Here is a 22,403-nt window from a genome sequence, read left to right as displayed (position 1 = left end):
CACAGTTGGCGTTATCAGGCCGCTTGGCGGCAGCAAGCCCCGGCAAGCGCCTTCATCTTTCCCGAAATACTCAAGCCCCGCCCGGCGCCGCAGCGCTGCCGCCGGCGTTCCGCGGCGCCAGCACCGGCACCCGCCGCGCCAGGTCGCTGGCCAGCGTCTCTGCCGGGAAGTACCGGCGCAGAACACCGGGCTGCAGCAGGTCGGCATTGCTGTCCAGGAAAGCGTCCGTGTCCGGATAATCGCCCTGCGCCATCCGCTCTGCCGTCAGGCTCAGGAACGCGAGCGTCACCGTGGCGTTGAACTTCTCCGGCACCCCGGCAGCCTCGGTCAGCCGGCGCAGGCCGCGGGCGTAGATGGCCATGCCCTCGAACACCTCGTGGCGGCAGAGGATTTCATAGGCCGTCCCCAGATGCGCCCGGTGGCTGAACCCCTGCGGCTGCAAGCTGCCTGCAGCCAGCTCTTCTGCCATCACGGCATAGTCGGTGCGTTCGTTCATTGCGGATCCTCCGTCAGGCTGTGGCTGTCGGCGGCGGTCAGGTCCAGCCCGTAGACGGCCCGCAGCGCCTCGATCTTGCCAAGGGTCTCATCAGAGAATGGCGCCTTGCCTTCAAAAGCGTGCAGCGCCATGCCCTCGACCAGCTCCGCCACCGAGATATCCAGGTATTCCGCCAGCGCCTTCATGGTTTTCAGCAGCCGCGCCTCCAGACGCAGGCCGGTTTGAACACGGGTTACAGATGTCATCGCACCCTCCTTTCAGAGGGTGATATATGAGGAGTCTTATATGTTATCAAGGTACCAAGGTATCAAATAGCATTCCCGCTTCATCTTTTCCAAATACTCACTTCCCCGGCCCGCCCTCTGCGCCGCCGCCGGGGGTCTGCGGCGTCAGCAGATGCCGGATCAGCGCCACCGGATGCGCCCGCAAGGACAGGCGCATGGCGACGTAATCCTCTACCACCTCCTCGCCCAGGCCCATCTGCGGCAGGTCCGCCTCCGGCTCATAAATCCCCTCGCCCTCCAGCTCGCGGGCAAACAGCGGCAGGGGTTTGCGGGCGGTGATCGCCTTGGCGGCCCACAAGGCCTCGCGCCGGTTCAGCCCAAGGGCGGCAAAGGCATCAGCCTCGGCCAGCCGCTCGATCACCGGCGGCGAGATGCCGGCCTTGCGCCAGACATCCTCCACCTCGTGATAGCCGTTGCCGCGCGCGGCGGTCAGCCAGGCGGCGTCCTCGTCGCGCAACCCCTTCACCTGCCGGAACCCCAGCCGCAGCGCCAGCCCGCCGTGGCCGTCAGGCTCCATCACGTTGTCCCAGTAGGAGTTGTTGATGCAGACCGGGCGCACCTCCACCCCGTGTTCGCGGGCATCGCGGACGATCTGGGCGGGCGCGTAGAACCCCATCGGCTGCGAATTCAGCAGCGCGCAGGCAAAGATGCCCGGGTGGTGGCACTTGATCCAGGCCGACGCATAGACCAAGAGCGCGAAACTGGCGGCATGGCTTTCGGGGAAGCCGTAGGAGCCGAAGCCCTCGATCTGGGAAAAGCAGCGCTCGGAAAACTCCTGATCATAGCCGTTCTTGGCCATGCCGCGCAGGAACAGGCTGCGAAACTCGCTGACGTTGCCGTGTTTCTTGAAGGTCGCCAGGGACCGCCGCAGCCGGTCGGCCTGTTCCGGCGTGAAACCGGCGCCGACGATGGCGATCTGCATCGCCTGCTCCTGAAACAGCGGCACGCCGAGGGTCTTGCCCAGCACCTCGCCCAGCGCGTCGGAGGGGAAATGCATCGGCTCCTCGCCGTTCCTGCGGCGGATATAGGGGTGCACCATGTCGCCCTGGATCGGGCCGGGGCGGACGATGGCGACCTCGATCACCAGATCATAGAAGCAGCGCGGCCGCATCCGCGGCAGAAAGTTCATCTGCGCCCGGCTTTCGACCTGGAACACCCCGATGCTGTCGGCGCGGCACAGCATGTTGTAGACCGCCGGGTCCTCCGGCGGCAGGGTGGCGAGGCTGTAGTCCAGCTGGTGGTGCTGCTGCATCAGGCCGAACGCCTTGCGGATGCAGGTGAGCATGCCCAGAGACAGCACATCGACCTTGAGGATGCCCAGCGTGTCGATGTCGTCCTTGTCCCAGCAGATCACCGTGCGCCCCTCCATGGTGGCATTTTCAATGGGCACCAGTTCGTCCAGCCGCCCTTGCGTGATGATGAAGCCGCCCACATGCTGGCTCAGGTGGCGCGGGAAGCCGATGATCTGCTCCACCAGCTCCATCGTCAGCTGCAGGCGGCGGCTCGCGGGGTCCAGCCCGATCTCGCGCATCCGCTCCGCCTCGACGCCCTTGGCGCTGAAGAAGCCCCAAAGCTGCGAGGACATGGCGGAGATGGTGTCCTCCGTGAGGCCCATGGCGCGGCCCACCTCGCGGATCGCGCGCTTGCCGCGGTAGTGGATCACCGTGGCGCAGAGCCCTGCGCGGTGGCGGCCGTAGCGCTCATAGATCCACTGGATCACCTCCTCGCGCCGCTCATGCTCGAAATCCACGTCGATGTCGGGCGGCTCGTCGCGGGCCTCGGAGACGAAGCGCTCGAACACCATGGTGCCCAGTTCCGGGCTGACGGAGGTGACGCCCAGGCAGTAGCAGACCACCGAGTTTGCCGCCGAGCCGCGGCCCTGGCAGAGGATGCCGCGGGAGCGGGCAAAGGCGACGATGTCGCGCACGGTGAGGAAATAGGGGTCGTATTTCAGCTTGGCGATCAGGGCGAGTTCATGCTCCAGCAGGGCGCGCACCCGCTGTGGCGCGCCGCCGGGATAGCGCCAGCTGAGGCCCTCCTCCGCCAGCCGCCGCAGCCGCTGGGGCGGGGTTTCCTGTTCGCTGCCCTCGTCCGGGTAATCATAGCGCAGCTCATCCAGCGAGAAGCTGAGCTGCTCCGCCAGCCGGGCGGCATTGTCCACCGCGTGTTCATAGCCACGGAACAGGCGGCGCATTTCTGCCTCGGACCGCAGGCGCTGCTCGCCATTGGCCATGGCAGCGCGGCCCAGATCCTCCACCTTGCAGCGCAGCCGGATGGCACTCAGCACATCGCCCAGGCGGCGGCGGCTGCCGTGGTGCATCCGCGGCGCGGCGCTGGCCAAGGGGGGCAGGTTCAGACGGGCGGCGAGGTCTGCCATTTGGGCAAAGCGCGCGCGGTCGCCGCCGTCATAGGCGGGCGCCATCATCAGGTGCATGCGGCTGCCAAAGCGGCGCGTCAGCGCGTCCCTATGCGGCGCCCACCCATCCGCGCCGCCGGGCAGATGCTGCGCCTGAGGCAGCAGGAGCAGGTGGAGACCGTCAGCAAATTCCAGGAGGTCCGAGAGATGCAGGGTGCAACTGCCCTTCTGAGCCCTGAGCCGCCCGGTGGACAAAAGCCGGGTCAGGCTGCCCCAGCCCGCGCGGGTCTGCGGCAGGGCAATGACGTCCGGCGCGTCGGTGAACATGAGCCGCGCCGCCGGGATCAGCCGCACGGTTTCATAGACCGGGAAGGAGCGCGGCTGCGGAATACCTTTGGGGCGCGGCGGGCCGATGGGGGAGTTCTGCCGGTCCCAGGCCTGCCGCTCCCGCACCCGGCGGGCAATGTCGCGGCATTCCGCATGGGCGCGCACGATGCCCGCCACCGAGTTCTCGTCCGCAACGGCAAAAGCGCCGAGCCCCAGCTCCAGCGCGCGGGCGGCATATTCCTCCGGGTGGGAGGCCCCGGTGAGGAAGGTGAAGTTCGAAAGGCAGGCGAATTCGGCAAACATGCCCCGCATGATATTCCCCTTTTGTTCTCATGTGGAGTCCTGCTGGACTGCGGCGCCACGCCCAACCGCCGCAGGGCATTTCAATGCCTGCACGGCGGGCGGGAGAGATTTGCTCCGGCTCTCTGCAGGATGCGCAAGATCCGGGTCGATTGCGGCGGGGCGGATCGGGCAGGGTGCTGGCAGCAAAGGAGAAACACATGACCAAGATCACCGCCCTGCCCACCGAGATTGTCCGCGCCCTGCAGGAGGGCGGCCCTGACGCCCATGGCCAGATGCCGGAGCGCACGGTGTCGGACGGCGGTGGCAACCCCTGCCGCCACTGCCTGCAATACATCCCCGAAGGCCAGGAGATGCTGATCCTGGCGCACCGCCCCTTCCCCGAGGCCCAGCCCTATGCCGAGACCGGGCCCATTTTCCTGTGCGCCGATCATTGCGCGCGGCATGAGGGCGAGGCGGTGCCGGAGGTTCTGAAAGGCTCCCCCGATTACCTGATCAAGGGCTACAGCGCCGATCACCGGATCGTTTACGGCACCGGCATTGTCATCCCGCAGGCGGAGATGATGGGGCGGGCCGCGGCGATCTTTGCCGATGAGCGGGTAGACTACATCCACATCCGGTCGTCGCGCAACAACTGCTATCAGGCGCGGATCGACCGGGGGTGAGGAAAGGAGCGCGGGCGGTGGCTGCGGTGTCTCACTCTGTCCGCCAACGGCAGGACTGAGCCCATAGCCGTTATTGCCTAGGTGGTTCGTATCGCTAGCGCAGCAGGTCCTCTGGCGGGCTAATCACCCTAGTCAGGAGATCCTGGTTGCGACTTCGACATGGGTTCCTGGCACAACCCGGACGTCACAAACAATTGCCAAAGAAAGACAGGTTCCACCCGTAACATTGGGTCTTTTTCTGCAGGTCAAAAGGTAGTCGCTGCGCCTTACGCGCTGGCCTCAACAATGACTGGAAGCAACTGTCTCAATTCTCTCTCCAGGTCTTCAACGCCTTTATCATCGCCGGAAAGAACGCGTGCCAGTGCTTCTTGGAAAAGACCATCAATAGCCGCGTAAGTCGCCCGCGATGAGAGGGTTGGAGAACAGTTCTTCAGAAGCGCATAGCGCTCGACAATCCGCCAGATCATGTCCTCCAAGTCACGGTCGATTTGCTGCACATCTTCCTGAAGAACGTCGTCAAACAACGCCTGCGAACGAAGATCGTACCAAAGGCGGTGCAGTTTGGTTTCTTTCAGAAGCGTTTCGGTGAGCTTTTCAATAAAGGCGTCAACAAGACCGTCCGGTGTTTCGGCCTGCTCTGTAGCCAGATCATAGCGGCGCACGCACACTGACTTGTACTGCCGGATGCACTGGATGATCAGGTCATTCTTGTCGCTGAAGTAGTAACGCAGCACCCCATGCGAGAACTCTGTGTTTTCCGCGATATCCCGCAAGGAAGTCCGGGCATATCCCAGTTCAGCAAGCGTTGTCAGCGCAGCATCGGCGAGCTCGGCTTGACGGTTGGCAAACTTGCCGACTTTCGCCTGCGCTCGCTCACTTACATCTGCCAGACGATTCCGGGGCGCCGCCATCAAGAACTCCATGCTTATTATTTTCGGGCAGTTAGCCCGGCTTTTCAGCCGTTTATGCAGATATTCCTCCTACTCTCGAATATCAATATATCACAGTCGTAAAGCAAAAGACTTTACAACTGTATAGATCTACCTATGTGTAAGCACGCCGGACCCGTCAGCCAAGGAGACGCGGCGGAAGCCGGCAACTTAACAAGTCAATAGAAGAACACTCAGGAGCCTCAAAATGAGCAAGCTGCATATCAAGACGCAAGGCGGTGTGGCATCGGTGGTCATCGACAACCCGCCAGCCAATATCTGGTCGGTTGACGTCATCAATGAGATGAATGCATTCATCTTGTCGCTGAAGGATGATCGGGAAACGAAGGCGGTAGTCTTCAAGTCAGCAAACCCGCATTTCTTCGTTGCTCATCTCGACCTGAACACGATCAACGGCACCCCCGGCGGCCAGGCAGGGATCATCGAATTCAGCCATATGATCAACAACATCAAGGCCATGAAGCAGGTGTCCATTGCCGTTGTGGACGGGATCGCACGCGGAGGCGGCAACGAGTTCATCATGGCCTGCGATTTCGCCTACGGCACTGAAAACGCAGCCTTCGCCCAGCCGGAAATTGGCGTCAACATTCCGACTGGCGGGCAAGGGGCCGTGCAGTTCGCCCGTCGTATGGGGAAAAACAAAGCGCTCCAGGCTCTGCTGACAGGTGCAGATCTCACTTCCGAAGAAGCAGAAGCGTTGAATGTCATCACCAAATTTGTGCCCAAGGCAGAGATGGAGACATTCCTCGAAGGAGTACTTGGTGCGGTCCGGAATTTGGAACTGCGAGACATCGTGATGTACAAGGAGATTGTTGCAGTATCCGTCAGGGATGAAGCCGCAGGCGCAGAGCTCGAGCTTCGCCACTTCCTGGAGCGGGCCAGAGAGGACAAAACCCAAGCAATCATCGCGGCGTTTCTCAAGCACGGCGGCCAAACTGAGCGTGAAGCGACCGACTTTGAGGGGGTTTTTGCTGATACTGCCGCTGAGCTGGCCGGTTCTTAAATCTACAATCGGCTGCTTTTTAGGTGCAGACAGGTCATGGGTGGCACAGACATCCATGACCTGCCCTGCGTTATTCCCGCAACTTGTTCACCAGGCAGAGGCCGCCCCCTCACCCCGCCTTGGTCAGCGACAGGAACACATCTTCCAGATCGGCTTCCTCGGTCTTCACGTCGCGGATCGAAATTCCGGCGGCGTGGACCGCGGCCAGCACGTCTTCGGCGCTGGTGGCCTGGCTGCGGTAGCGCAAGCAGACGGCGCCGTCTTCGCGCAGCTCGGCCTCGATGCCGTCGCCCTGCGGCAGCGCCGTCACCGGCACCGCGGGCTGCACCACCATGGTCTTGGCATCAAGCCGGCCCAGCAGGCGCGCCTTGGTATCCCGCGCCACCACCTCGCCCTGGTTGATGATGGCGATCTCGTCGCACATCTCCTCGGCTTCCTCCAGGTAGTGGGTGGTGAGGATGATGGTCATGCCCTGCGCGTTCAGTTTGCGGATGTTCTCCCACAGCATCTGGCGCAGCTCGATGTCGACGCCCGCGGTGGGTTCGTCCAGCACCAGCACCGAGGGGTGATGCACCAGCGCCTTGCCCAGAAGCAGGCGCCGCCGCATGCCGCCTGACAGGGTGCGGGCATAGGCCTCTGCCTTGTCCGTGAGCCCGATCATCCGCAGGATCTCGTCGCTGTGGCGCTCGTGTTTGGGCACGCCGTAGAGGCCGGCCTGCACCTCCAGCGCGCCGCGCGGGGTGAAGAAGGGATCCAGGTTCAGCTCCTGCGGCATCACCCCGATGGCGGCGCGGCTCTGGCGCGGGTTTGCGTCCTGGTCGAAACCCCAGATCGAGACGCTGCCGGAGGTCTTGCGCACCAGCCCCGCCAGGATGTTGATCAGGGTGGATTTGCCCGCGCCGTTCGGACCCAGAAGGCCGAAGACGGAGCCGCGCGGCACCGTCAGGTCAACGCCCTTGAGCGCGTGTTTCTCCGGCTGGCCTTTGCCGCCCCTGTAGATTTTGCGCAAAGCTTTGATCTGGATTGCATCAGCACTCATCGCCGCTCTTGCCCCCGGTTTTTCCTTGGCTCATAAAAGCGCCTAGCCGAAAACCGAAAGGACCGCCAGCCATGAGCACCGAAGCGCCGGAAACCAAGATTGTGAACAGCCGCAAGGTTGCGTGCGACGGCAGCGAAGGCGCGCTGGGGCATCCGCGGGTCTATCTGCAGATCCCCGAGGCCGAAGGCTTTGTGGAATGCCCCTATTGCGACTGCAAATACATCTACGAGGACGCGGCCAAGGCGGCGGAGTGATCCGGGCTTTCCGCCATTGCGCCGGCTGCGTAAGCTGCCGCTGATGGCACAGCTTCTGATCGTCTACCACAGCCGCACCGGCGGCAGCCGCCAGATGGCGGAGGCCGCGCAGGCAGCGGCGCGCAGCGAAATTGAAACCGTCCTGAAACGGGCCGAAGAAGCCGGGCCGGAGGATCTGCTGGCCGCAAGCGGCTATCTGTTCTGCGCCCCGGAAAACCTGGCGGCGCTGTCCGGCCAGATGAAAGACTTCTTTGACCGCTGTTATTACCCGGTGCTGGGAAAGATCGAGGGGCGGCCCTATGCCCAGATGGTCTGCGCCGGGTCGGACGGGGAGAACGCGGCGCGGCAATGCGCCCGGATCGCCACCGGCTGGCGCCTGAAAGAGGTGCAGGCGCCGCTGATCATCTGCACCCATGCGCAGACGCCCGAGGCCATTCTGGCGCAGAAGGTGATCCCCCAGGATCAGCTGGAGGCCTGCCGCGAGCTGGGTCTGGCCCTGGGGGCAGGTCTGGCGATGGGGGTGTTCTGAGCGGCATCATCCGCGGCCTGCCTGGCGCTTCCGGCGCCGGAGCGCGGATCACATGACTTCAAAACACCAGTGCGCTGCTTTGCCGGTGCGGTTCACGCCTTTACAAAACCGTTACAAACGGGTTTGAACAACCCCGGCCCACCGCACCCGGAGGCCTGCTCTATGCGGAGTTGTTCTTGGCCCGCCCGTGTCCACAGGAGAGTTAAAGTTGTTTGCAGCGGAAGTTGTCTCGCTATCAGGTCTGGAGCCGCTGGCCACGGGGCGGGTCCGCAGCGTTTATGCGTTTCCCGGGCAGCCGGACCTGCTGATCAAGGTCGCCACGCTGCAGAATCCCCAGCATGACTATTCGCTGGGCAAGCGGCTTGTCCGGCATCTGTTTCCGGACACCATACACCGCAACACCCTGAAAGAGATCGAATGCGAGCTGATGGCGGCCCTCAAGCTCGGCGAGGATATCCCGGGCTCTCCGCTTGCCAGGTGCCTGGGAGTGGTGCAGACGGACCGCGGCCCGGGTGTTGCCGTCGAGCGCATTTCCGGTCCGGACGGCAATCTCGCCCCGCATCTGCAGCAACTCAGAAAATCTGGCGGGATGAACGATGCGGTGCTGGAGGATCTGAATGTCTTTGCCAGGAAGCTGTTCGATTTGCAGATTGTCGCCCGCGACATCCACAACAAGAACATCGTCTATGGCCACCGCGGCGGGGTTAAGGCGTTTTTCCTGATCGACGGCTACGGTGAAAGGAACGTGGTGCCGCTGCGCTCGCTGTCCCGCTCCCTGAACGACCGGTCCCTGCACAAGCGCCTGGACCTCATCGCCCAGAAGACCCGGCTGGCCTGGCACAGCGACCGGTGCGCATTCAGCCTGCGCTGAACCGGTGCGGCGCACGGCGGCCGCGGTGAAAAAGCCTGGTGCGCAACGGGCCGCCGTGCCCCCTGACTGCTGAGGGAGGCGGCGCGTTGCGCGGTCCTGCCAGCCGTTCGAAACTCCAATTGCCCTTCCTGCCCGGATCACCGATAACCGGGAAACAGAACACGAACGGATTTCCAACGGGAGCGCGGCGCACATGAGCGGGACACAATTCGGCAAGGGCTGCCATCTGCATCTGATCGACGGCTCGGCCTTCATCTTCCGCGCCTATCACGCGCTGCCGCCCCTGACCCGCAAGTCCGACGGGCTGCCGATCGGCGCTGTCGCCGGCTTCTGCAACATGCTGTTCAAGCAGGTGGAGGACAACAAGGGCCCGGATGCGCCGACCCATGTGGCTGTGATTTTCGACTATTCCGGCAAGTCGTTCCGCAACGAGATGTATGATCAGTACAAGGCCAACCGCCCGCCTGCGCCGGAGGATCTGGTGCCGCAGTTCCCGCTGACCCGCGAGGCGACCCGCGCGTTCAACATCGCCTGCAAGGAAATCGAAGGCTTTGAGGCCGACGACATCATCGCAACGTTGGCGCATCAGGCGCGGGATGCCGGCGGCCGGGTGACCATCATCTCCTCGGACAAGGACCTGATGCAGCTGGTCGGCGGCGGTGTCGAGATGCTGGACGCAATGAAGAACAAGCGGATCGACAGCGACGGCGTGGTGGAGAAGTTCGGCGTTGGTCCTGACCGGGTGGTGGATGTGCAGGCTTTGGCCGGCGACAGCGTCGACAACGTGCCGGGCGCGCCGGGCATCGGCATCAAGACCGCGGCGCTGCTGATCAATGAATTCGGTTCGCTGGAGGAACTGCTGGACCGGGCTGAGGAGATCAAGCAGCCCAAGCGCCGCCAGACGCTGATCGAGAAGCGAGACCAGATCGAGCTGTCGAAAAGGCTGGTGCAGCTCGATTGCAACATGGAGCTGGACTTCACCCTGGACGATCTGGAGGTGAAGGAGCCGGACGCGGAAACGCTGCTGACGTTCCTCAGCGAAATGGAGTTCCGCACGCTCTCCAAGCGCATGGCCGATCAGCTGGGCATGGAGGCGCCGGCCATTCCGGAAGCCCCCGCCGCAGCGGCAGCGTCCAGTGCGGCGGCGCCGGCAGTGGTGCCGTTTGACAAGGAAAAATACGAATGCGTCCGCGATGCCGCGGCGCTTCAGGTCTGGGTCGACCGCATCCGCGAGCGCGGCTGGGTGGCGGTAGATACCGAGACCACCGGCCTGGATGAGATGGTGGTGGACCTGGTCGGCATCTCGCTGTGTGTGGAGGCGGGCGAGGCCTGCTATATCCCGCTGGCGCACAAGGCCGGGGGCGATGATCTGTTTGGCGGCGAGGGCCTGTCCGAGGGGCAAATGCCGCTGGAGGACGCGGTCGCGATGCTGAAGCCGGTTCTGGAAGATCCGGCGATCATGAAAATCGGCCAGAACATGAAATACGACGCCAAGATCCTGCACCGCTACGGGGTGGATGTGGCGCCGGTCGACGACACCATGCTGATGTCCTATGCGCTGCACGCAGGCATGCACGGGCATGGCATGGACACGCTGTCGGAACGCTACCTGGATCACACGCCGATCCCGATCAAGCCGCTCCTGGGCTCCGGTAAATCGGCGATCACCTTTGACCGGGTGCCGATTGACGACGCGGTGCCTTATGCCGCCGAGGATGCCGACATCACCCTGCGCCTGTGGCAGCTGTTCAAACCGCAGCTGCATCAGGAACGGGTCACCACGGTCTATGAGACGCTGGAGCGGCCGCTGGTGCCGGTGCTGGCGGATATGGAGCGCAACGGCATCAAGGTGGACCGCGATACGCTCTCGCGCATGTCGAATGCGTTTGCGCAAAAAATGGCGGGGCTGGAAGCCGAGATCCATGAGCTGGCGGGGGAAACGTTCAACGTCGGCTCACCAGCGCAGCTGGGCGAGATCTTGTTCGACAAGATGGGATTGGAAGGCGGCAAGCGCGGCAAAAACGGGAAGTACTCCACCGGCGCCGATATCCTGGAGGATCTGGCGACCGAGCATGACCTGCCGAAGCGGGTGCTGGACTGGCGGCAGCTGTCCAAGCTGAAGTCGACCTATACCGATGCGCTGCAGGACCATATCAATCCCGACACCGGCCGGGTGCACACGTCTTATGCCCAGACCGGGGCCAGCACCGGGCGCATGGCCTCCACCGATCCGAACCTCCAGAACATTCCGGTGCGCACCGAGGAAGGCCGCCGCATCCGCGAGGCCTTTGTGGCGGAAGAGGGCAATGTGCTCTTGTCGCTCGACTACAGCCAGATCGAGCTGCGCATTCTGGCCCACATGGCCGGGATCGACACGCTGAAACAGGCTTTTGCCGAAGGGCAGGACATCCACGCGATGACCGCGTCGGAGATGTTCGAGGTGCCGCTGGAGGAGATGACACCGGAGATCCGCCGCCAGGCCAAGGCAATCAACTTCGGTGTGATCTACGGCATTTCCGGCTTTGGCCTTGCGCGCAACCTGCGCATTCCGCGCAAGGACGCGCAGGGATTCATCGACCGCTATTTCGAGCGCTTCCCGGGAATCCGCAAATACATGGACCGCACCGTGGACTTCGCCAAGGAGCACGGATATGTGCAGACCCTGTTCGGGCGCAAGATCCACACCGCGGAGATCAACGCCAAGGGGCCGAAGGCGGGCTTTGCCAAACGCGCGGCGATCAACGCGCCGATCCAGGGCACCGCTGCCGACGTGATCCGCCGCGCGATGATCCGGATGCCGGAGGCGATTGCCCATCTGCCCGCGCGGATGCTGCTGCAGGTGCACGACGAACTGCTGTTCGAAGTGCCGAAAGCGGCAGTGGAGGAGACCATCGCCGCCGCCCGCCAGGTGATGGAAAACGCCGCCGATCCGGCGGTGCATCTGGACGTGAAGCTGGTGGTGGACGCAGGCCGCGGTTTGAACTGGGCCGAAGCGCACTAAGAGCCGCCCCGCGGAGCCGGCGGGGCGCTCCCGCCCGGCTTCGATCTTGCGATCTCATCCGGTTGGGCTGGGCGCCGCTACCGCGGCGCGGATCTTGCCGCGCCCTCCCCTCACCGGGTCAAGGGAGGCGCAGCCTCCGCGCGTCCCGCGCGGCTTGCCCTTGAAGCGGCCCGACCTGAAAACAATCGGCAGCGCCCCTCAAGGGCAGTCCTGCCCTTAGGGGCTTCTCAGCAAAATCTCTTTGCGCCGCGCCAGCGGCGCCGTGCCCAACGGGCGCTGCTGCATCTTTGATGCAGATTGCGGCGGGCGGGAGAGCCCCCGTGCGCCGGTGCGCCCGGCCTCAGCCTCCGGCGGGCTGCTTGACCAGTTTCGCCACCAGCCTGCGTACCAGCGGTGCTGCGGTGAAGGCGACGGCAAAGGCGATCGGCCAGCTCAAGCTCCAGGCCTGCATCCAGGCACCGCCGAAGCCCGTGCCGAAGCCCAGCGCCTTCCAGGTCGCAACACCGGTCACGATGAAGGACATCAGCCCCGACAGGATCAGGCTGAACAGAACAGGGGCAAATCGGGCGGGCAGCATCGGCGGCATCCTTTCACTGGTCCTGCGCCTTATGCCCCGCCAAGTGTCACATTTCAATTACTGAATGTGTTTGTCTTGCTCCCGCGGGCATCATGCCGCATCCGGTGTGCGGATGGCGGCGGCCACGATGCGGCGCACCAGCGGCGCCACCACCAGGACAACCGGGAAGGCCACCGGCCAGCTGTAGGCCCAGGCGGTCAGCCAGGCGGCGGCAAGGCCATCCTCCGCGCCAACTGCCCGCAGGGTGGAGATGCCCGACACGATCGAGGACATCATCAGCGACATCAGGAAACCGGACAGAAGCGGGGCAAAACGGGCGGGTATCATGGCGGTCTCCTTGGCGGCGGGGTGCTGCAGGAGATATGCGGTGCGCCGAATATGAAACAATCTGCACCGCTGCACAGGTGTCTGCGCAGCCTGGCCGCGCGGTCAGCCCATCCAGCCCAGGCTGTCCTCGGTGCGCCGGGTCGAGGGGGTGTATTCGGCACTGACCCAGCCGTCATAGCCGCTGGCGTCGATGGCGTCGAACAGTCTTTGGAAATCCACCGGCCCGGTGCCCGGCTCGCAGCGGCCCGGCGCGGCGCCGATCTGCACATGCACGGCGCGGGGGCCGAAGGTCTCCCAGACCTTGAGCGCGTCGCCGTGGATCATCTGCGCGTGGTAGGCGTCGTACTGCAGGCCCACATTGGGCCGGTCCACCGCATCCAGCACCTCGATCGCGAGATTGTAGTCGTCGAGGAAATAGCCGGGCTGGTCGCCGCTGTTCAGCGGTTCGATGGTGAACTGCTGCTCCGGCGCGCGGTCGGCGGCCCATTGCAGGTTCTCGACAAAGGTCTGCTGCGCCGCATCGCCCTTGGCGTAGCCCGCCATCACATGGATCTTGCCGGCCTTCAGCGCCTCGGCGTAGCGCAGCACCCGGCGGATGTCGCGCTGGAAGCGGTCGCCCCCTTCCGGAACCGCCGCATAGCCGGGCATGCCGCCGGTGTAATTCGGCGGCGGCGCGTTGATCAGCAGCAGCTGCAGCCCGTTCGCCAGCAGCGCGCGCTGGGTTTCCTTGGCCGCCAGTTCGTAAGGGTAAAGGATCTCCACAGCTTCGAACCCGGCAGCGGCAGCAGCCTGAAACCGGTCGAGATAGGGCAGCTCAGCAAACAGCAGCGAGATATTGGCCGCGAAGCGGGGCATCGGATTCTCCTTCTTGACTGATGATCTACCGCCGCGCAGCGGTGCAGCCAAGGCGTCAAAAGTGCAGCATTTTCCTATTAAACTTTCGTTAACTGCAAGCCGGCCGGTTTCTGCCGGCTGTGGCTGGCGAGTCAGCGGCTGCCCGGCCTGTCGGCCGGGTGGCGCAGGTTCGAAAGCCTACTCCCCGTCCAGCTCAGCAGACGGAATCAGCGGGAAGAACTTGCCGCCGGACCAGACGCCGAACCAGCCGTCATAGTGTTCGCCCAGATCCGCCAGCCGGTAGAAGCTCTTGCGGTCGATCAGCGCCTCCAGCCCGGCGCGGATCATGACATAAGGCGCAGGCTCGCCGCTTTCGGGGTCGCGCTCTGCCCGGATCACGTGGTCCGGGCCGGCTGCGGCGGTGTCGCCGATATTGGTGGTGAAGGTGATGACCTGATCGCGCCCCTGCCCTGCCACGTCGAAATCAACTGCCACAAAGGGCGCGTCCTCGACCGTGATGCCGACCTTTTCGACCGGGGTCACCAGATAGTATTTGCCGTCCTCCAGCTTGAGGATGGAGGCAAACAGCTTGACCAGCTCAAACCGGGTGAAGGGCGTGCCGAGATAATGCCAGGAGCCGTCGCGGGCGATGCGGATGTCCAGGTCGCCGCAAAACGGCGGGTTCCACAGGTGGACAGGCGGCAAACCCCTGCCCTTGCCGGCCGCTTTTGCCGCCGCCGCAATGCCTTCGGCATCGGGGGTCACGGGTTTTTGTCCGCTCATTGCTTTTGCCATTTCCTGTCAGCACGATAGAGTAACAGCATATATCCGGGAAACGAGGAATGTCATGCCTGAAACGGACGATCTGCTGGCCGGTATCGAAGCGCTGGAAACCAAGCTGCAAGAGGCGCGCGCGTCGATCACCAAGCGATTTATCGGGCAGGAGCGGGTGGTGGACCTCACCCTCTCGGTTCTGCTGTGCGGCGGCCACGGGCTGCTGATCGGCCTGCCCGGCCTGGGCAAGACCCGGCTGGTGGAGACGCTGAGCACGGTGATGGGGCTGCACGGCAACCGCATCCAGTTCACCCCGGACCTCATGCCTGCCGACATTCTGGGCTCCGAGGTGCTGGACACCGCCGCCGACGGGCACCGGTCGTTCCGGTTTGTTCCGGGGCCGGTGTTCTGCCAGCTGTTGATGGCGGACGAGATCAACCGCGCAAGCCCCAGGACCCAGTCGGCGCTGCTGCAGGCGATGCAGGAGCGGATGGTGACAGTGGCCGGTGAGGACCGTTCATTGGGCGCGCCGTTCCATGTGCTGGCGACCCAGAACCCGATCGAGCAGGAGGGCACCTATCCGCTGCCGGAGGCGCAGCTGGACCGGTTCCTGCTGCAGATCGACGTGAATTACCCCGACCGCGAAACCGAGCGGGACATCCTGCTGGCCACCACCGGGGTGGAGGAGACGCAGGCCTATCAGGTGTTTACCGCCTCTGAGCTGATCGAAGCGCAGACCCTGCTGCGGCGGATGCCGGTGGGCGAGTCGGTGGTGGAGATGATCCTGGATCTGGTGCGCGCCTTCCGCCCCGAAGAGCCCGGCGTGTCCGACCATGTGGCGCAGACCGTGGCCTGGGGGCCGGGTCCGCGGGCGGCGCAGGCCCTGATGCTGGCGGTGCGGGCGCGGGCGCTTTTGCAGGGGCGGCTGGCGCCCAATGCGGAGGACGTGCTGGACATGGCGAAACCGGTGCTGAGCCACCGGATGCAGCTGAACTTTGCCGCCCGGGCGCGCGGTGAGAGCCTGGCGGCGCTGATCGAGGAAACCGCGAGCGAACTGGCCCGGACCGGGGCCGCCGCGTGACCAGGCCTGCCGCCTCTCAGGCTGCAAGCGGATTGCGGCACCGGGCGGAGGCCGAGGCCAGCGCCCTGCCCCCCTTGCTGGTGCAGGCGCGGCATCTGGCCGGGTCTGTCCTGATGGGCGAGCATGGCCGCCGCCGGGCCGGAACCGGCGATGATTTCTGGCAGTACCGGCCGGCGCAGGCCGGCGACAGCCGCCGGATGATCGACCACCGGCGCTCTGCCATGGGCGACGTGCAGTACGTGCGCGAACGGGAGTGGCAGATCGCCCAGACGGTGCATCTGTGGGTCGATACCGGCGCCTCAATGCGCTTTGCCTCCACGCCCAAGCTGCCGCAGAAGGCAGACCGGGCGCGGCTTTTGGGGCTGGCTGCCGCGGTGCTGATGGTGCAGGGCGGCGAGCGGGTGGGCCTCACCGGCGGCACCCTGCCGCCGCGGCGCGGCAACGTGCAGATCCTGCGGCTGGCAGAGGCGCTATCGGATGACGATGCGGAGGATTACGCCCCGCCCGGCCACCGCGCGCTGATCCCGCATGCGCGCGCCTTGTTCATTTCGGACTTCCTGGGGCCGTTCGAGCCGGTGGAGCAGGCGCTGTCCAAAGCCGCCGCGCGCGGCGTCCGGGGCGTGCTCTTGCAGGTGCTGGACCCGGCGGAGGAGGCCTTTCCCTTTTCCGGGCGCACGCTGTTTGAAAGCATCGCAGGCGGTGTCACACATGAAACACTGAAGGCCTCTGCCCTGCAGGAGCGCTATCTGGACCGGCTGGCGGAACGGCGGGACGCGCTGGAGCGGCTGTGCCGCGAGGCCGGCTGGCGGTTCGGGCAGCATCACACGGGCGACGCAGCGCAGGCGGCGCTGATGTGGCTTTACCACGCTTTGGAGCGGACCGCGCCATGACCATGATTGCAGGCATCGGCTTTACCGCGCCCTGGCTTTTGCTGGGGCTGCTGGCCCTGCCGGTGCTGTGGCTGCTGTTGCGGGCGATCCCGCCAGCGCCGCGGCGCCAGCCGTTTCCGGCGGTGACGCTGCTGTTGGGGCTGAAGGATGACGAGAGCCTGTCGGACCGCACGCCGTGGTGGCTGCTCTTGCTGCGGCTTCTGGCAGTGGCGGCGGCGATCATCGGGCTGGCTGGGCCGGTGCTGAACCCCTCGACCGAGGACGCGGGCGGCAGCGGGCCGCTCTTGATCGTGATGGACGCCAGCTGGGGCGGCGCGGCGGGCTGGAAACAGACCAGCGCCCAGGCCGAAGTGCAGCTGGAGGAAGCCGGGCGGGCAGAGCGCCGGGTGGCGGTGCTGCGCCTGAGCGCGCCGGAACCCTTGCAGTTCCGCGCCGCCAGCGACTGGCAGCGGCAGCTGGCCGGGCTGGCGCCCCTGCCCTGGCAGCCGGGGCCGGAGCAACTGGCGCAAGCTTTGCAGGCGATAGGCAGCGCCGAGGGCAGCTTTGACACCGTGTGGTTCAGCGACGGTCTGGAATACCCGGGCCGCGAAGGGCTGATCGAGGCGCTGAGCCGCCGCGGCGACATCGAGGTTTTTGAACAGCCCCTGCCGGTGCTGGGCCTGATGCCTGCGAGCTATACCGGCGGCACGATCGAACTGACTGTGCAGCGCAGCCGCGGCGGGCCGGCGCAGGAGGTCTCCGTGGTGGCGCAGGGCAAGGATCCGGGCGGCACCGAGCGCAGCCTGGCCGCGCTGCCGGTGCGGTTTGCGGACGGCGCCCGCAGTGCCTCTGCCGGGCTGTCGCTGCCGGCAGAGCTGCGCGCGCGGCTGTCGCGGTTTGAAATCAGCGGCGTGAAATCGGCGGGCGCGGTGGCGCTGACCGATGACAGCTTGCGCCGCCGCGAGGTGGCGCTGGTCTCCTCCGAAAGCGCCGATGAGGGCCTCGCACTCTTGTCGCCGCTGCACTACCTGCGCCAGGCGCTGGCGCCCTCGGCGGAGCTGCTGGAAGGCGCACTGCGGGACCTGCTGCCGGCCAATCCGGATGTGATCGTGCTGGCCGATGTGGCGCGGCTGGCGCCTACGCAGGAAGAGGCGGTTATTGAATGGGTGGAAAACGGCGGCTTGCTGCTGCGCTTTGCCGGGCCGCGGCTGGCGGCCAGCGACACCGCGCGCGCGGGCGAGGAGCCCTTGATGCCGGTGCGCCTGCGCATTGGCGGCCGCAGCATCGGCGGCGCCATGAGCTGGGGCGAGCCGAAAACGCTGGCGCCCTTTGATGAAAGCTCCCCGTTCTACGGGCTGGAGGTGCCGGGCGAGGTCTCGATCAGCTCGCAGGTGGTGGCGCAGCCGGACCCGGAGCTGGCGCAGCGGGTGATTGCGGAACTGGCCGACGGCACCCCGCTGGTGACGCGCAAGACGCTGGGCCAGGGCCAGGTGGTGCTGTTTCACGTGACCGCCAATGCGGAGTGGAGCAGCCTGCCGCTGTCGGGCCTGTTCGTGTCGATGCTGGAGCGGCTGGCAGTCTCCTCCTCTGCTGCACAGCCCAAGGCAGAGGATCTGGAAGGCACCACCTGGACACCGGTGGAGGTGCTGGACGGTTTCGGCCATCTGGAAGCGGCGGAAACGCTGCCCGGTGTGGCGGGCCCGGACCTGGTGGCGGCACCCGCGGGGCCGGAACTGCGGCCCGGGGTCTATGACGGCGGGCGGCGGATGCTGGCGCGCAACGTGCTGCGCCCCGAGGATGAACTGCTGGCGGCGCGCTGGCCAGCCTCGGTGGCGGTGAGCGGCTATGGCGCGCCGCAGGAGCTGCCGCTGGGCGGCGCGCTCCTGACGCTGGCGCTGGTGCTGCTGGCGCTGGATGTGCTGGGCACGCTTCTGGTGTCCGGCCTGCTGGGCCGTTCCCGCACCGCGGCGCTGGCAGCGTCGCTCGGGCTGGCGGCGCTGGCCGCGCCGCACGAACTGCGGGCGCAGGAGGCCCTATCGCGGGAGCAGGCACAGGCCGATCTGCGGGCTGCAGAACTGGCTTCGGAACTGGTGCTGGCACATGTGCTGACAGGGGACGCGCAGGTGGATCGCATCGCCGCCGCGGGCCTGCGCGGGCTGTCGGACACGCTGTTCTTCCGCACCTCGGTGGAGCCGGCCAACCCGGCGGGTGTCGATCTGGAACGCGATGAGCTGGCCTTTTATCCGCTGCTCTACTGGCCCATCACCCGCGATCAGCCGCTGCCCTCATCGGAAGCTTACGGCAAGCTCAACACCTATCTGCGGGCGGGCGGCATGATCCTGTTTGACACCCGCGATGCGGATCTGGCGGCCTCGGGCGCGACCAGCCCGGCGGCGCGGCGGCTGCAGCAGATTGCGCTGCCCTTGGACATTCCGCCGCTGGAGGTGGTGCCGGAGGACCATGTGCTGACCCGTGCGTTCTACCTGCTGCAGGACTTCCCCGGCCGCCACAGCCGCGGCCTGGTCTGGGTCGAGGCGGCGCCGCCGGATGCGGAACAGGCCGAGGGCATCCCCTTCCGCAATCTGAACGACGGGGTGACGCCGGTGGTGATCGGCGGCAACGACTGGGCCGCGGCCTGGGCGGTGGACGGCAACGGCCGGCCCTTGCTGCCGGTCGGGCGCGGCTATGCCGGCGAGCGGCAGCGGGAACTGGCGTTCCGCTTTGGCGTCAACCTGGTGATGCATGTGCTGACCGGCAACTACAAATCCGACCAGGTGCATGTGCCGGCCTTGCTGGACCGGCTGGGGCAGTAGGAGCGCGCGATGACACAGACGATCCTGTTCGACCCGCTGGTGCCCTGGCCCGTGATCTGGGCCGCGGGAGGTGTGACCCTGGCCGCCTTGCTGCTGGGGCTGTGGAAGGGGCTGTCCGGCTGGGCCTTGCGGGCCTTGGCGGCGCTGGTGCTGCTGGCCGCTTTGTCAGGTCCGGTGCATCAGAGCGAGGACCGCGCGGCCCTTAGTGACATCGTGATCGTGGCGGAGGACCAGACCGCCAGCCAGCAGCTGCGGGACCGCCCGGAGCAGATGGCCCGCGCCCGCACCCAATTGAAGGCCGCGCTGGCGGGCCGCCCCGGCACCGATGTGCGCTGGATCACCGTGCCGGATGGCGAGGGCGACGAAGGCACGCGGCTGATGGCGGCCGTCGCGCAGGCGCTGGCGGATGAGCCGCGGGCGCGGGTGGCAGGGATCATTGCCCTGAGTGACGGCCAGGTGCATGACGCTGATCAGCCGGTCAGCCTGCCCGCGCCGATGCATCTGCTGCTGACCGGCCGCGAGGACGACTGGGACCGCCGCCTGATCGTGAAAAACGCCCCCGGCTTTGCCATCATCGGCGAACCGGTCAGGCTGACGCTGAGGATCGAGGATCAGGGCGCGGTGCCGGTGCAGGACGGTTTTGCCGATCTGGACATCTCCGTGGGGGGCGAGGCGCCGCAGCGCTTTGCCCTGCCGGTGGGCGTCGATTTCGAGCTGCCGGTCGTGCTGCAGCACGGCGGCCGCAACGTGATCCAGTTCAGCGTGCCGGAAGAGCCGGGCGAGCTGACTGCGCGCAACAACCAGGCGCTGGTGCAGATCAACGGGGTGCGCGACCGGCTGCGGGTGCTGCTGGTGTCGGGCGAGCCGCATGCGGGCGGGCGCACCTGGCGCAACCTGTTGAAGTCCGACAGCGCGGTGGACCTGGTGCATTTCACCATTCTTCGGCCGCCGGAGAAGCAGGACGGGGTGCCAGTGGAGGAGCTGTCGCTGATCGCCTTCCCCACCCGCGAGCTGTTCCTGGAGAAGATCGAGGACTTCGACCTGATCATCTTTGACCGCTACAAGCGGCGCGGCATCCTGCCTGCGGTCTATCTGGACAACGTGGCCAATTACGCGATGGGCGGCGGTGCGGTGCTGGTGGCGGCCGGCCCTGATTTTGCAAGTGCCGACAGCATCTACCGCTCGCCTCTGTCGCTGATCCTGCCCGCAGAACCCTCGGCGCGGGTGCTGGAGGAGGCCTACCGCCCCGCGGTGACGGATCTGGGCAGGCAGCACCCGGTGACCTCGGGTCTGGAGGGGGCTGCGGACTGGGGCCGCTGGCTGCGCCAGATCGAGCTGCGCGCACCGGAGGGCCATGTGCTGATGAGCGGCGCGGGCGAACGGCCGCTGCTGGTGCTGAACCGGGTGGGCGAGGGCCGGGTGGCGCTGCTGGCCTCTGACCACGCCTGGCTGTGGAGCCGCGGGTACGAGGGCGGCGGGCCGCAGCTGGAACTGCTGCGCCGTCTTGCGCACTGGATGATGAAGGAGCCGGAGCTGGAGGAGGAGGCACTGTGGGCCGAGGCCTCGGGCCAGCGGATGCGCATCCTGCGCCGCACGCTGGCGGAACAGGCGGGGCCGGTGACGGTGACCAACCCCGACGGCTCGACAGCTGAGCTGGAGCTGCGCCAGACCGCGCCGGGGCAGTGGGAAACCCGCTATGAGGGGCCGGAGCCGGGGCTGTACCGGCTGGAGGAAGGCGAAGAGAGCACGGTGGTCGGGCTTGGCCCTGCCGCGCCGAAGGAGTTCGAGGAAACCATTGCCACCGGGTCTGTGCTGGCGCCGGTGCTGGAGCCCCTGCGCGGCGGCGTCTTGCGGCTGACGGACGGGATGCCGTCCTTGCGCAGCGTGCGGCCCGGGCGGCCCGCATCGGGGCGCGGCTGGATCGGCCTGACCCCGCGGGAGGCCTATGAGACGCTTTCGGTCAGCCAAGGCCCGCTGCTGCCCGGCTGGCTGGCGCTGGTGCTGGCGTCCTTCTTCCTCGTCGCGGGATGGCTGCGCGAGGGGCGGCGGTAGGCGGCTTCCGCAACCGGGGCGCTCCCGCCTTTCGCAGGTTTCTTGCGAAAACCCGCGAGAATTGGGCCAGGCGCCGCGCCAAGGACGCGGCGCGGGTCGCTTCGGGCTTTGTCCGAAGCGAAACACCTTATCCAGCGATCTGCGGATTACTCCTTGAACTGTACCTGCACCACCGGGTTGCCCGGCAGCCCGTCATAAGTGACGCTGACCCCGCCCTTTCCCGCGCGCGGCGGGAACAGCGGGCCGAAGGAGCCGACGGAAATCAAATCCCCTGCCTTGAACTCCACCCCTTTGGAGCGCAGCCACAGGGCGGCATTGACCGGGTTGCCCAGCACCGCCTGGCCCGGCGCCTGAACCAGAACGCCGCCCGCCGCATCGCGCATCGTGACCGACATCTCCTCCAGCATCCGGGCCATTGCTGCCGGGTCCTCCACCGCCACCGGCGCGCCGAAGACGCCCAGCCGGGTGCCGACGCCCATCGCGGTGATGGTTTCCGCAGTGAAGGGCTGATCCTTGGCCAGCGTCAGGTCCGGCAGCTCAATGAAGGGGCGGATGGCGGAGATATGGGCCAGCGCCTCCGCTGGCGTTGTGGCGCCGTTGATGCCTGCATCTGCAACCACCAGCACAAGGTCGGCCTCAACCATTGGGATGGCGCCCCAAGGCGCATCCAGGGTAGCGCCGTCCTCAAGCATCATGTTCTGGAACAGCAGGCCCCGCACCGGCTCGGTGGCGCCGAAACGGTCCTGCGCGGGTTTGCTGGTGAGGCCGGCCTTGTAGCCGATCACCGGACCCATATGCGGCTCCAGCGCGGCGGCGAGTTTGGCCTGGGAGCAGAGCGCATCCTGCATGCTGCCGCCGGGTGACAGCGCCTGCGCCGGGGTCTTGGCGAGGTAGCTCTCCACAAATGCTGCGATTTCACCGTCTGTGGCGCAGGCGGCCATGGCTGCCGGCGCTGTGAGGGCAATGGTGCAGGCGGCAAGGAAGGGTCTCAGCATGACGGG

Annotated in this window: 20 protein-coding genes; 10 read left to right on the top strand and 10 right to left on the bottom strand. The window is 66.2% G+C overall.

Features of this window, described 5'->3' with window-relative positions; all coding sequences use genetic code 11:
- Positions 1-70: 70 nt before the first annotated feature.
- The 3 genes from LHL23_RS15890 to LHL23_RS15880 all read right to left on the bottom strand — a co-directional run bounded on the left by LHL23_RS15890 (position 71) and on the right by LHL23_RS15880 (position 3,766).
- Complete coding sequence (locus LHL23_RS15890) at positions 71-496, bottom strand: hypothetical protein (RefSeq protein ID WP_222476423.1); 426 nt, start codon at positions 494-496, stop codon at positions 71-73.
- On the bottom strand, positions 493-741 hold the full coding sequence (locus tag LHL23_RS15885) for a hypothetical protein (RefSeq protein WP_222476426.1): 249 nt from the start codon (positions 739-741) through the stop codon (positions 493-495). The genes LHL23_RS15890 and LHL23_RS15885 overlap by 4 nt, the downstream gene beginning before the upstream one ends.
- A gap of 97 nt (positions 742-838) precedes the next feature.
- On the bottom strand, positions 839-3,766 hold the full coding sequence (locus LHL23_RS15880; RefSeq protein WP_226430665.1) for an error-prone DNA polymerase: 2,928 nt from the start codon (positions 3,764-3,766) through the stop codon (positions 839-841).
- 197 nt (positions 3,767-3,963) lie between these two features.
- Between LHL23_RS15880 and LHL23_RS15875 the strand changes: the two genes are divergently transcribed.
- Positions 3,964-4,428 (top strand): DUF1203 domain-containing protein, encoded by a 465-nt coding sequence (locus LHL23_RS15875; RefSeq protein ID WP_226430619.1) that lies wholly within the window; start codon positions 3,964-3,966, stop codon positions 4,426-4,428.
- 266 nt (positions 4,429-4,694) lie between these two features.
- On the opposite strand, the gene LHL23_RS15870 is transcribed toward LHL23_RS15875, so the two are convergent.
- Positions 4,695-5,351: a TetR/AcrR family transcriptional regulator gene (locus LHL23_RS15870; protein ID WP_226430618.1), complete on the bottom strand. Its 657-nt coding sequence runs from the start codon at positions 5,349-5,351 to the stop codon at positions 4,695-4,697.
- 214 nt (positions 5,352-5,565) lie between these two features.
- On the opposite strand from LHL23_RS15870, the gene LHL23_RS15865 reads away from it, so the two are divergent.
- Entirely contained in the window at positions 5,566-6,381 is an 816-nt protein-coding gene (locus LHL23_RS15865; protein WP_226430617.1) for an enoyl-CoA hydratase/isomerase family protein, read from the top strand.
- A gap of 109 nt (positions 6,382-6,490) precedes the next feature.
- Here LHL23_RS15865 and LHL23_RS15860 read toward each other — a convergent pair whose 3' ends face one another.
- On the bottom strand, positions 6,491-7,420 hold the full coding sequence (locus tag LHL23_RS15860) for an ABC transporter ATP-binding protein (RefSeq protein ID WP_226430616.1): 930 nt from the start codon (positions 7,418-7,420) through the stop codon (positions 6,491-6,493).
- A 71-nt stretch (positions 7,421-7,491) separates the two neighbouring features.
- On the opposite strand from LHL23_RS15860, the gene LHL23_RS15855 reads away from it, so the two are divergent.
- From LHL23_RS15855 to polA, 4 genes are all read left to right on the top strand, one after another.
- Positions 7,492-7,674 (top strand): zinc-finger domain-containing protein, encoded by a 183-nt coding sequence (locus tag LHL23_RS15855; RefSeq protein ID WP_222476438.1) that lies wholly within the window; start codon positions 7,492-7,494, stop codon positions 7,672-7,674.
- A 43-nt stretch (positions 7,675-7,717) separates the two neighbouring features.
- The gene (locus LHL23_RS15850; protein ID WP_226430615.1) at positions 7,718-8,203 is read left to right on the top strand and encodes a flavodoxin family protein; all 486 of its coding nucleotides are present in this window, start codon (positions 7,718-7,720) and stop codon (positions 8,201-8,203) included.
- Positions 8,204-8,411: 208 nt separating this feature from the next.
- A complete protein-coding gene (locus tag LHL23_RS15845; RefSeq protein ID WP_226430614.1) occupies positions 8,412-9,074 on the top strand; it encodes a YrbL family protein in 663 nt (220 codons plus the stop codon).
- Between the two features lie 193 nt (positions 9,075-9,267).
- Positions 9,268-12,075, top strand: coding sequence for a DNA polymerase I (gene polA / locus LHL23_RS15840; protein WP_226430613.1), 2,808 nt, complete (start codon positions 9,268-9,270; stop codon positions 12,073-12,075).
- Positions 12,076-12,415: 340 nt separating this feature from the next.
- Here polA and LHL23_RS15835 read toward each other — a convergent pair whose 3' ends face one another.
- From LHL23_RS15835 to LHL23_RS15820, 4 genes are all read right to left on the bottom strand, one after another.
- A complete protein-coding gene (locus LHL23_RS15835; RefSeq protein WP_226430612.1) occupies positions 12,416-12,652 on the bottom strand; it encodes a DUF2798 domain-containing protein in 237 nt (78 codons plus the stop codon).
- 90 nt (positions 12,653-12,742) lie between these two features.
- Positions 12,743-12,979, bottom strand: coding sequence for a DUF2798 domain-containing protein (locus LHL23_RS15830; RefSeq protein ID WP_222476446.1), 237 nt, complete (start codon positions 12,977-12,979; stop codon positions 12,743-12,745).
- 102 nt (positions 12,980-13,081) lie between these two features.
- Positions 13,082-13,834 carry a hydroxypyruvate isomerase family protein gene (locus LHL23_RS15825; protein ID WP_226430611.1) on the bottom strand — a complete coding sequence of 251 codons (753 nt, stop codon included), beginning with the start codon at positions 13,832-13,834 and terminating at the stop codon, positions 13,082-13,084.
- A 177-nt stretch (positions 13,835-14,011) separates the two neighbouring features.
- Positions 14,012-14,596, bottom strand: coding sequence for a DUF1285 domain-containing protein (locus LHL23_RS15820; protein ID WP_222476450.1), 585 nt, complete (start codon positions 14,594-14,596; stop codon positions 14,012-14,014).
- A 64-nt stretch (positions 14,597-14,660) separates the two neighbouring features.
- Here LHL23_RS15820 and LHL23_RS15815 point away from each other — a divergent pair, with 64 nt between their 5' ends.
- From LHL23_RS15815 to LHL23_RS15800, 4 genes are read left to right on the top strand one after another with little or no spacing between them, the layout of a single operon-like run.
- The gene (locus tag LHL23_RS15815; RefSeq protein ID WP_226430610.1) at positions 14,661-15,668 is read left to right on the top strand and encodes an AAA family ATPase; all 1,008 of its coding nucleotides are present in this window, start codon (positions 14,661-14,663) and stop codon (positions 15,666-15,668) included.
- The gene (locus tag LHL23_RS15810) at positions 15,665-16,558 is read left to right on the top strand and encodes a DUF58 domain-containing protein (RefSeq protein WP_226430609.1); all 894 of its coding nucleotides are present in this window, start codon (positions 15,665-15,667) and stop codon (positions 16,556-16,558) included. Before LHL23_RS15815 ends, LHL23_RS15810 begins: the two co-directional genes overlap by 4 nt.
- Positions 16,555-19,350 carry a DUF4159 domain-containing protein gene (locus tag LHL23_RS15805; protein ID WP_226430608.1) on the top strand — a complete coding sequence of 932 codons (2,796 nt, stop codon included), beginning with the start codon at positions 16,555-16,557 and terminating at the stop codon, positions 19,348-19,350. Before LHL23_RS15810 ends, LHL23_RS15805 begins: the two co-directional genes overlap by 4 nt.
- A 9-nt stretch (positions 19,351-19,359) precedes the next feature.
- Positions 19,360-21,402 (top strand): hypothetical protein, encoded by a 2,043-nt coding sequence (locus LHL23_RS15800; protein ID WP_226430607.1) that lies wholly within the window; start codon positions 19,360-19,362, stop codon positions 21,400-21,402.
- A gap of 146 nt (positions 21,403-21,548) precedes the next feature.
- Here LHL23_RS15800 and LHL23_RS15795 read toward each other — a convergent pair whose 3' ends face one another.
- Positions 21,549-22,397 (bottom strand): 2-keto-4-pentenoate hydratase, encoded by an 849-nt coding sequence (locus LHL23_RS15795; RefSeq protein WP_226430606.1) that lies wholly within the window; start codon positions 22,395-22,397, stop codon positions 21,549-21,551.
- Positions 22,398-22,403: the final 6 nt, after the last annotated feature.

This window comes from Leisingera sp. McT4-56, assembly GCF_020514995.1.
Classification (GTDB): Bacteria; Pseudomonadota; Alphaproteobacteria; order Rhodobacterales; family Rhodobacteraceae; genus Leisingera; species Leisingera aquaemixtae_A.
The sequence above is the reverse complement of the archived record's forward strand: the minus strand, read 5'-3'. Positions and strand labels throughout refer to the sequence as shown.

Bases quoted from the DNA above. Each gene is read 5' to 3' on its own strand.
- LHL23_RS15825 (WP_226430611.1), bottom strand. From the start codon at position 13,834: ATGCCCCGCTTCGCGGCCAATATCTCGCTGCTGTTTGCTGAGCTGCCC.
- LHL23_RS15830 (WP_222476446.1), bottom strand. From the start codon at position 12,979: ATGATACCCGCCCGTTTTGCCCCGCTTCTGTCCGGTTTCCTGATGTCG.
- LHL23_RS15860 (WP_226430616.1), bottom strand. From the start codon at position 7,420: ATGAGTGCTGATGCAATCCAGATCAAAGCTTTGCGCAAAATCTACAGG.
- LHL23_RS15795 (WP_226430606.1), bottom strand. From the start codon at position 22,397: ATGCTGAGACCCTTCCTTGCCGCCTGCACCATTGCCCTCACAGCGCCG.
- LHL23_RS15820 (WP_222476450.1), bottom strand. From the start codon at position 14,596: ATGAGCGGACAAAAACCCGTGACCCCCGATGCCGAAGGCATTGCGGCG.
- LHL23_RS15865 (WP_226430617.1), top strand. From the start codon at position 5,566: ATGAGCAAGCTGCATATCAAGACGCAAGGCGGTGTGGCATCGGTGGTC.
- LHL23_RS15880 (WP_226430665.1), bottom strand. From the start codon at position 3,766: ATGTTTGCCGAATTCGCCTGCCTTTCGAACTTCACCTTCCTCACCGGG.
- LHL23_RS15885 (WP_222476426.1), bottom strand. From the start codon at position 741: ATGACATCTGTAACCCGTGTTCAAACCGGCCTGCGTCTGGAGGCGCGG.
- LHL23_RS15855 (WP_222476438.1), top strand. From the start codon at position 7,492: ATGAGCACCGAAGCGCCGGAAACCAAGATTGTGAACAGCCGCAAGGTT.
- LHL23_RS15835 (WP_226430612.1), bottom strand. From the start codon at position 12,652: ATGCTGCCCGCCCGATTTGCCCCTGTTCTGTTCAGCCTGATCCTGTCG.
- polA (WP_226430613.1), top strand. From the start codon at position 9,268: ATGAGCGGGACACAATTCGGCAAGGGCTGCCATCTGCATCTGATCGAC.
- LHL23_RS15815 (WP_226430610.1), top strand. From the start codon at position 14,661: ATGCCTGAAACGGACGATCTGCTGGCCGGTATCGAAGCGCTGGAAACC.
- LHL23_RS15890 (WP_222476423.1), bottom strand. From the start codon at position 496: ATGAACGAACGCACCGACTATGCCGTGATGGCAGAAGAGCTGGCTGCA.
- LHL23_RS15805 (WP_226430608.1), top strand. From the start codon at position 16,555: ATGACCATGATTGCAGGCATCGGCTTTACCGCGCCCTGGCTTTTGCTG.
- LHL23_RS15850 (WP_226430615.1), top strand. From the start codon at position 7,718: ATGGCACAGCTTCTGATCGTCTACCACAGCCGCACCGGCGGCAGCCGC.
- LHL23_RS15875 (WP_226430619.1), top strand. From the start codon at position 3,964: ATGACCAAGATCACCGCCCTGCCCACCGAGATTGTCCGCGCCCTGCAG.
- LHL23_RS15870 (WP_226430618.1), bottom strand. From the start codon at position 5,351: ATGGAGTTCTTGATGGCGGCGCCCCGGAATCGTCTGGCAGATGTAAGT.
- LHL23_RS15800 (WP_226430607.1), top strand. From the start codon at position 19,360: ATGACACAGACGATCCTGTTCGACCCGCTGGTGCCCTGGCCCGTGATC.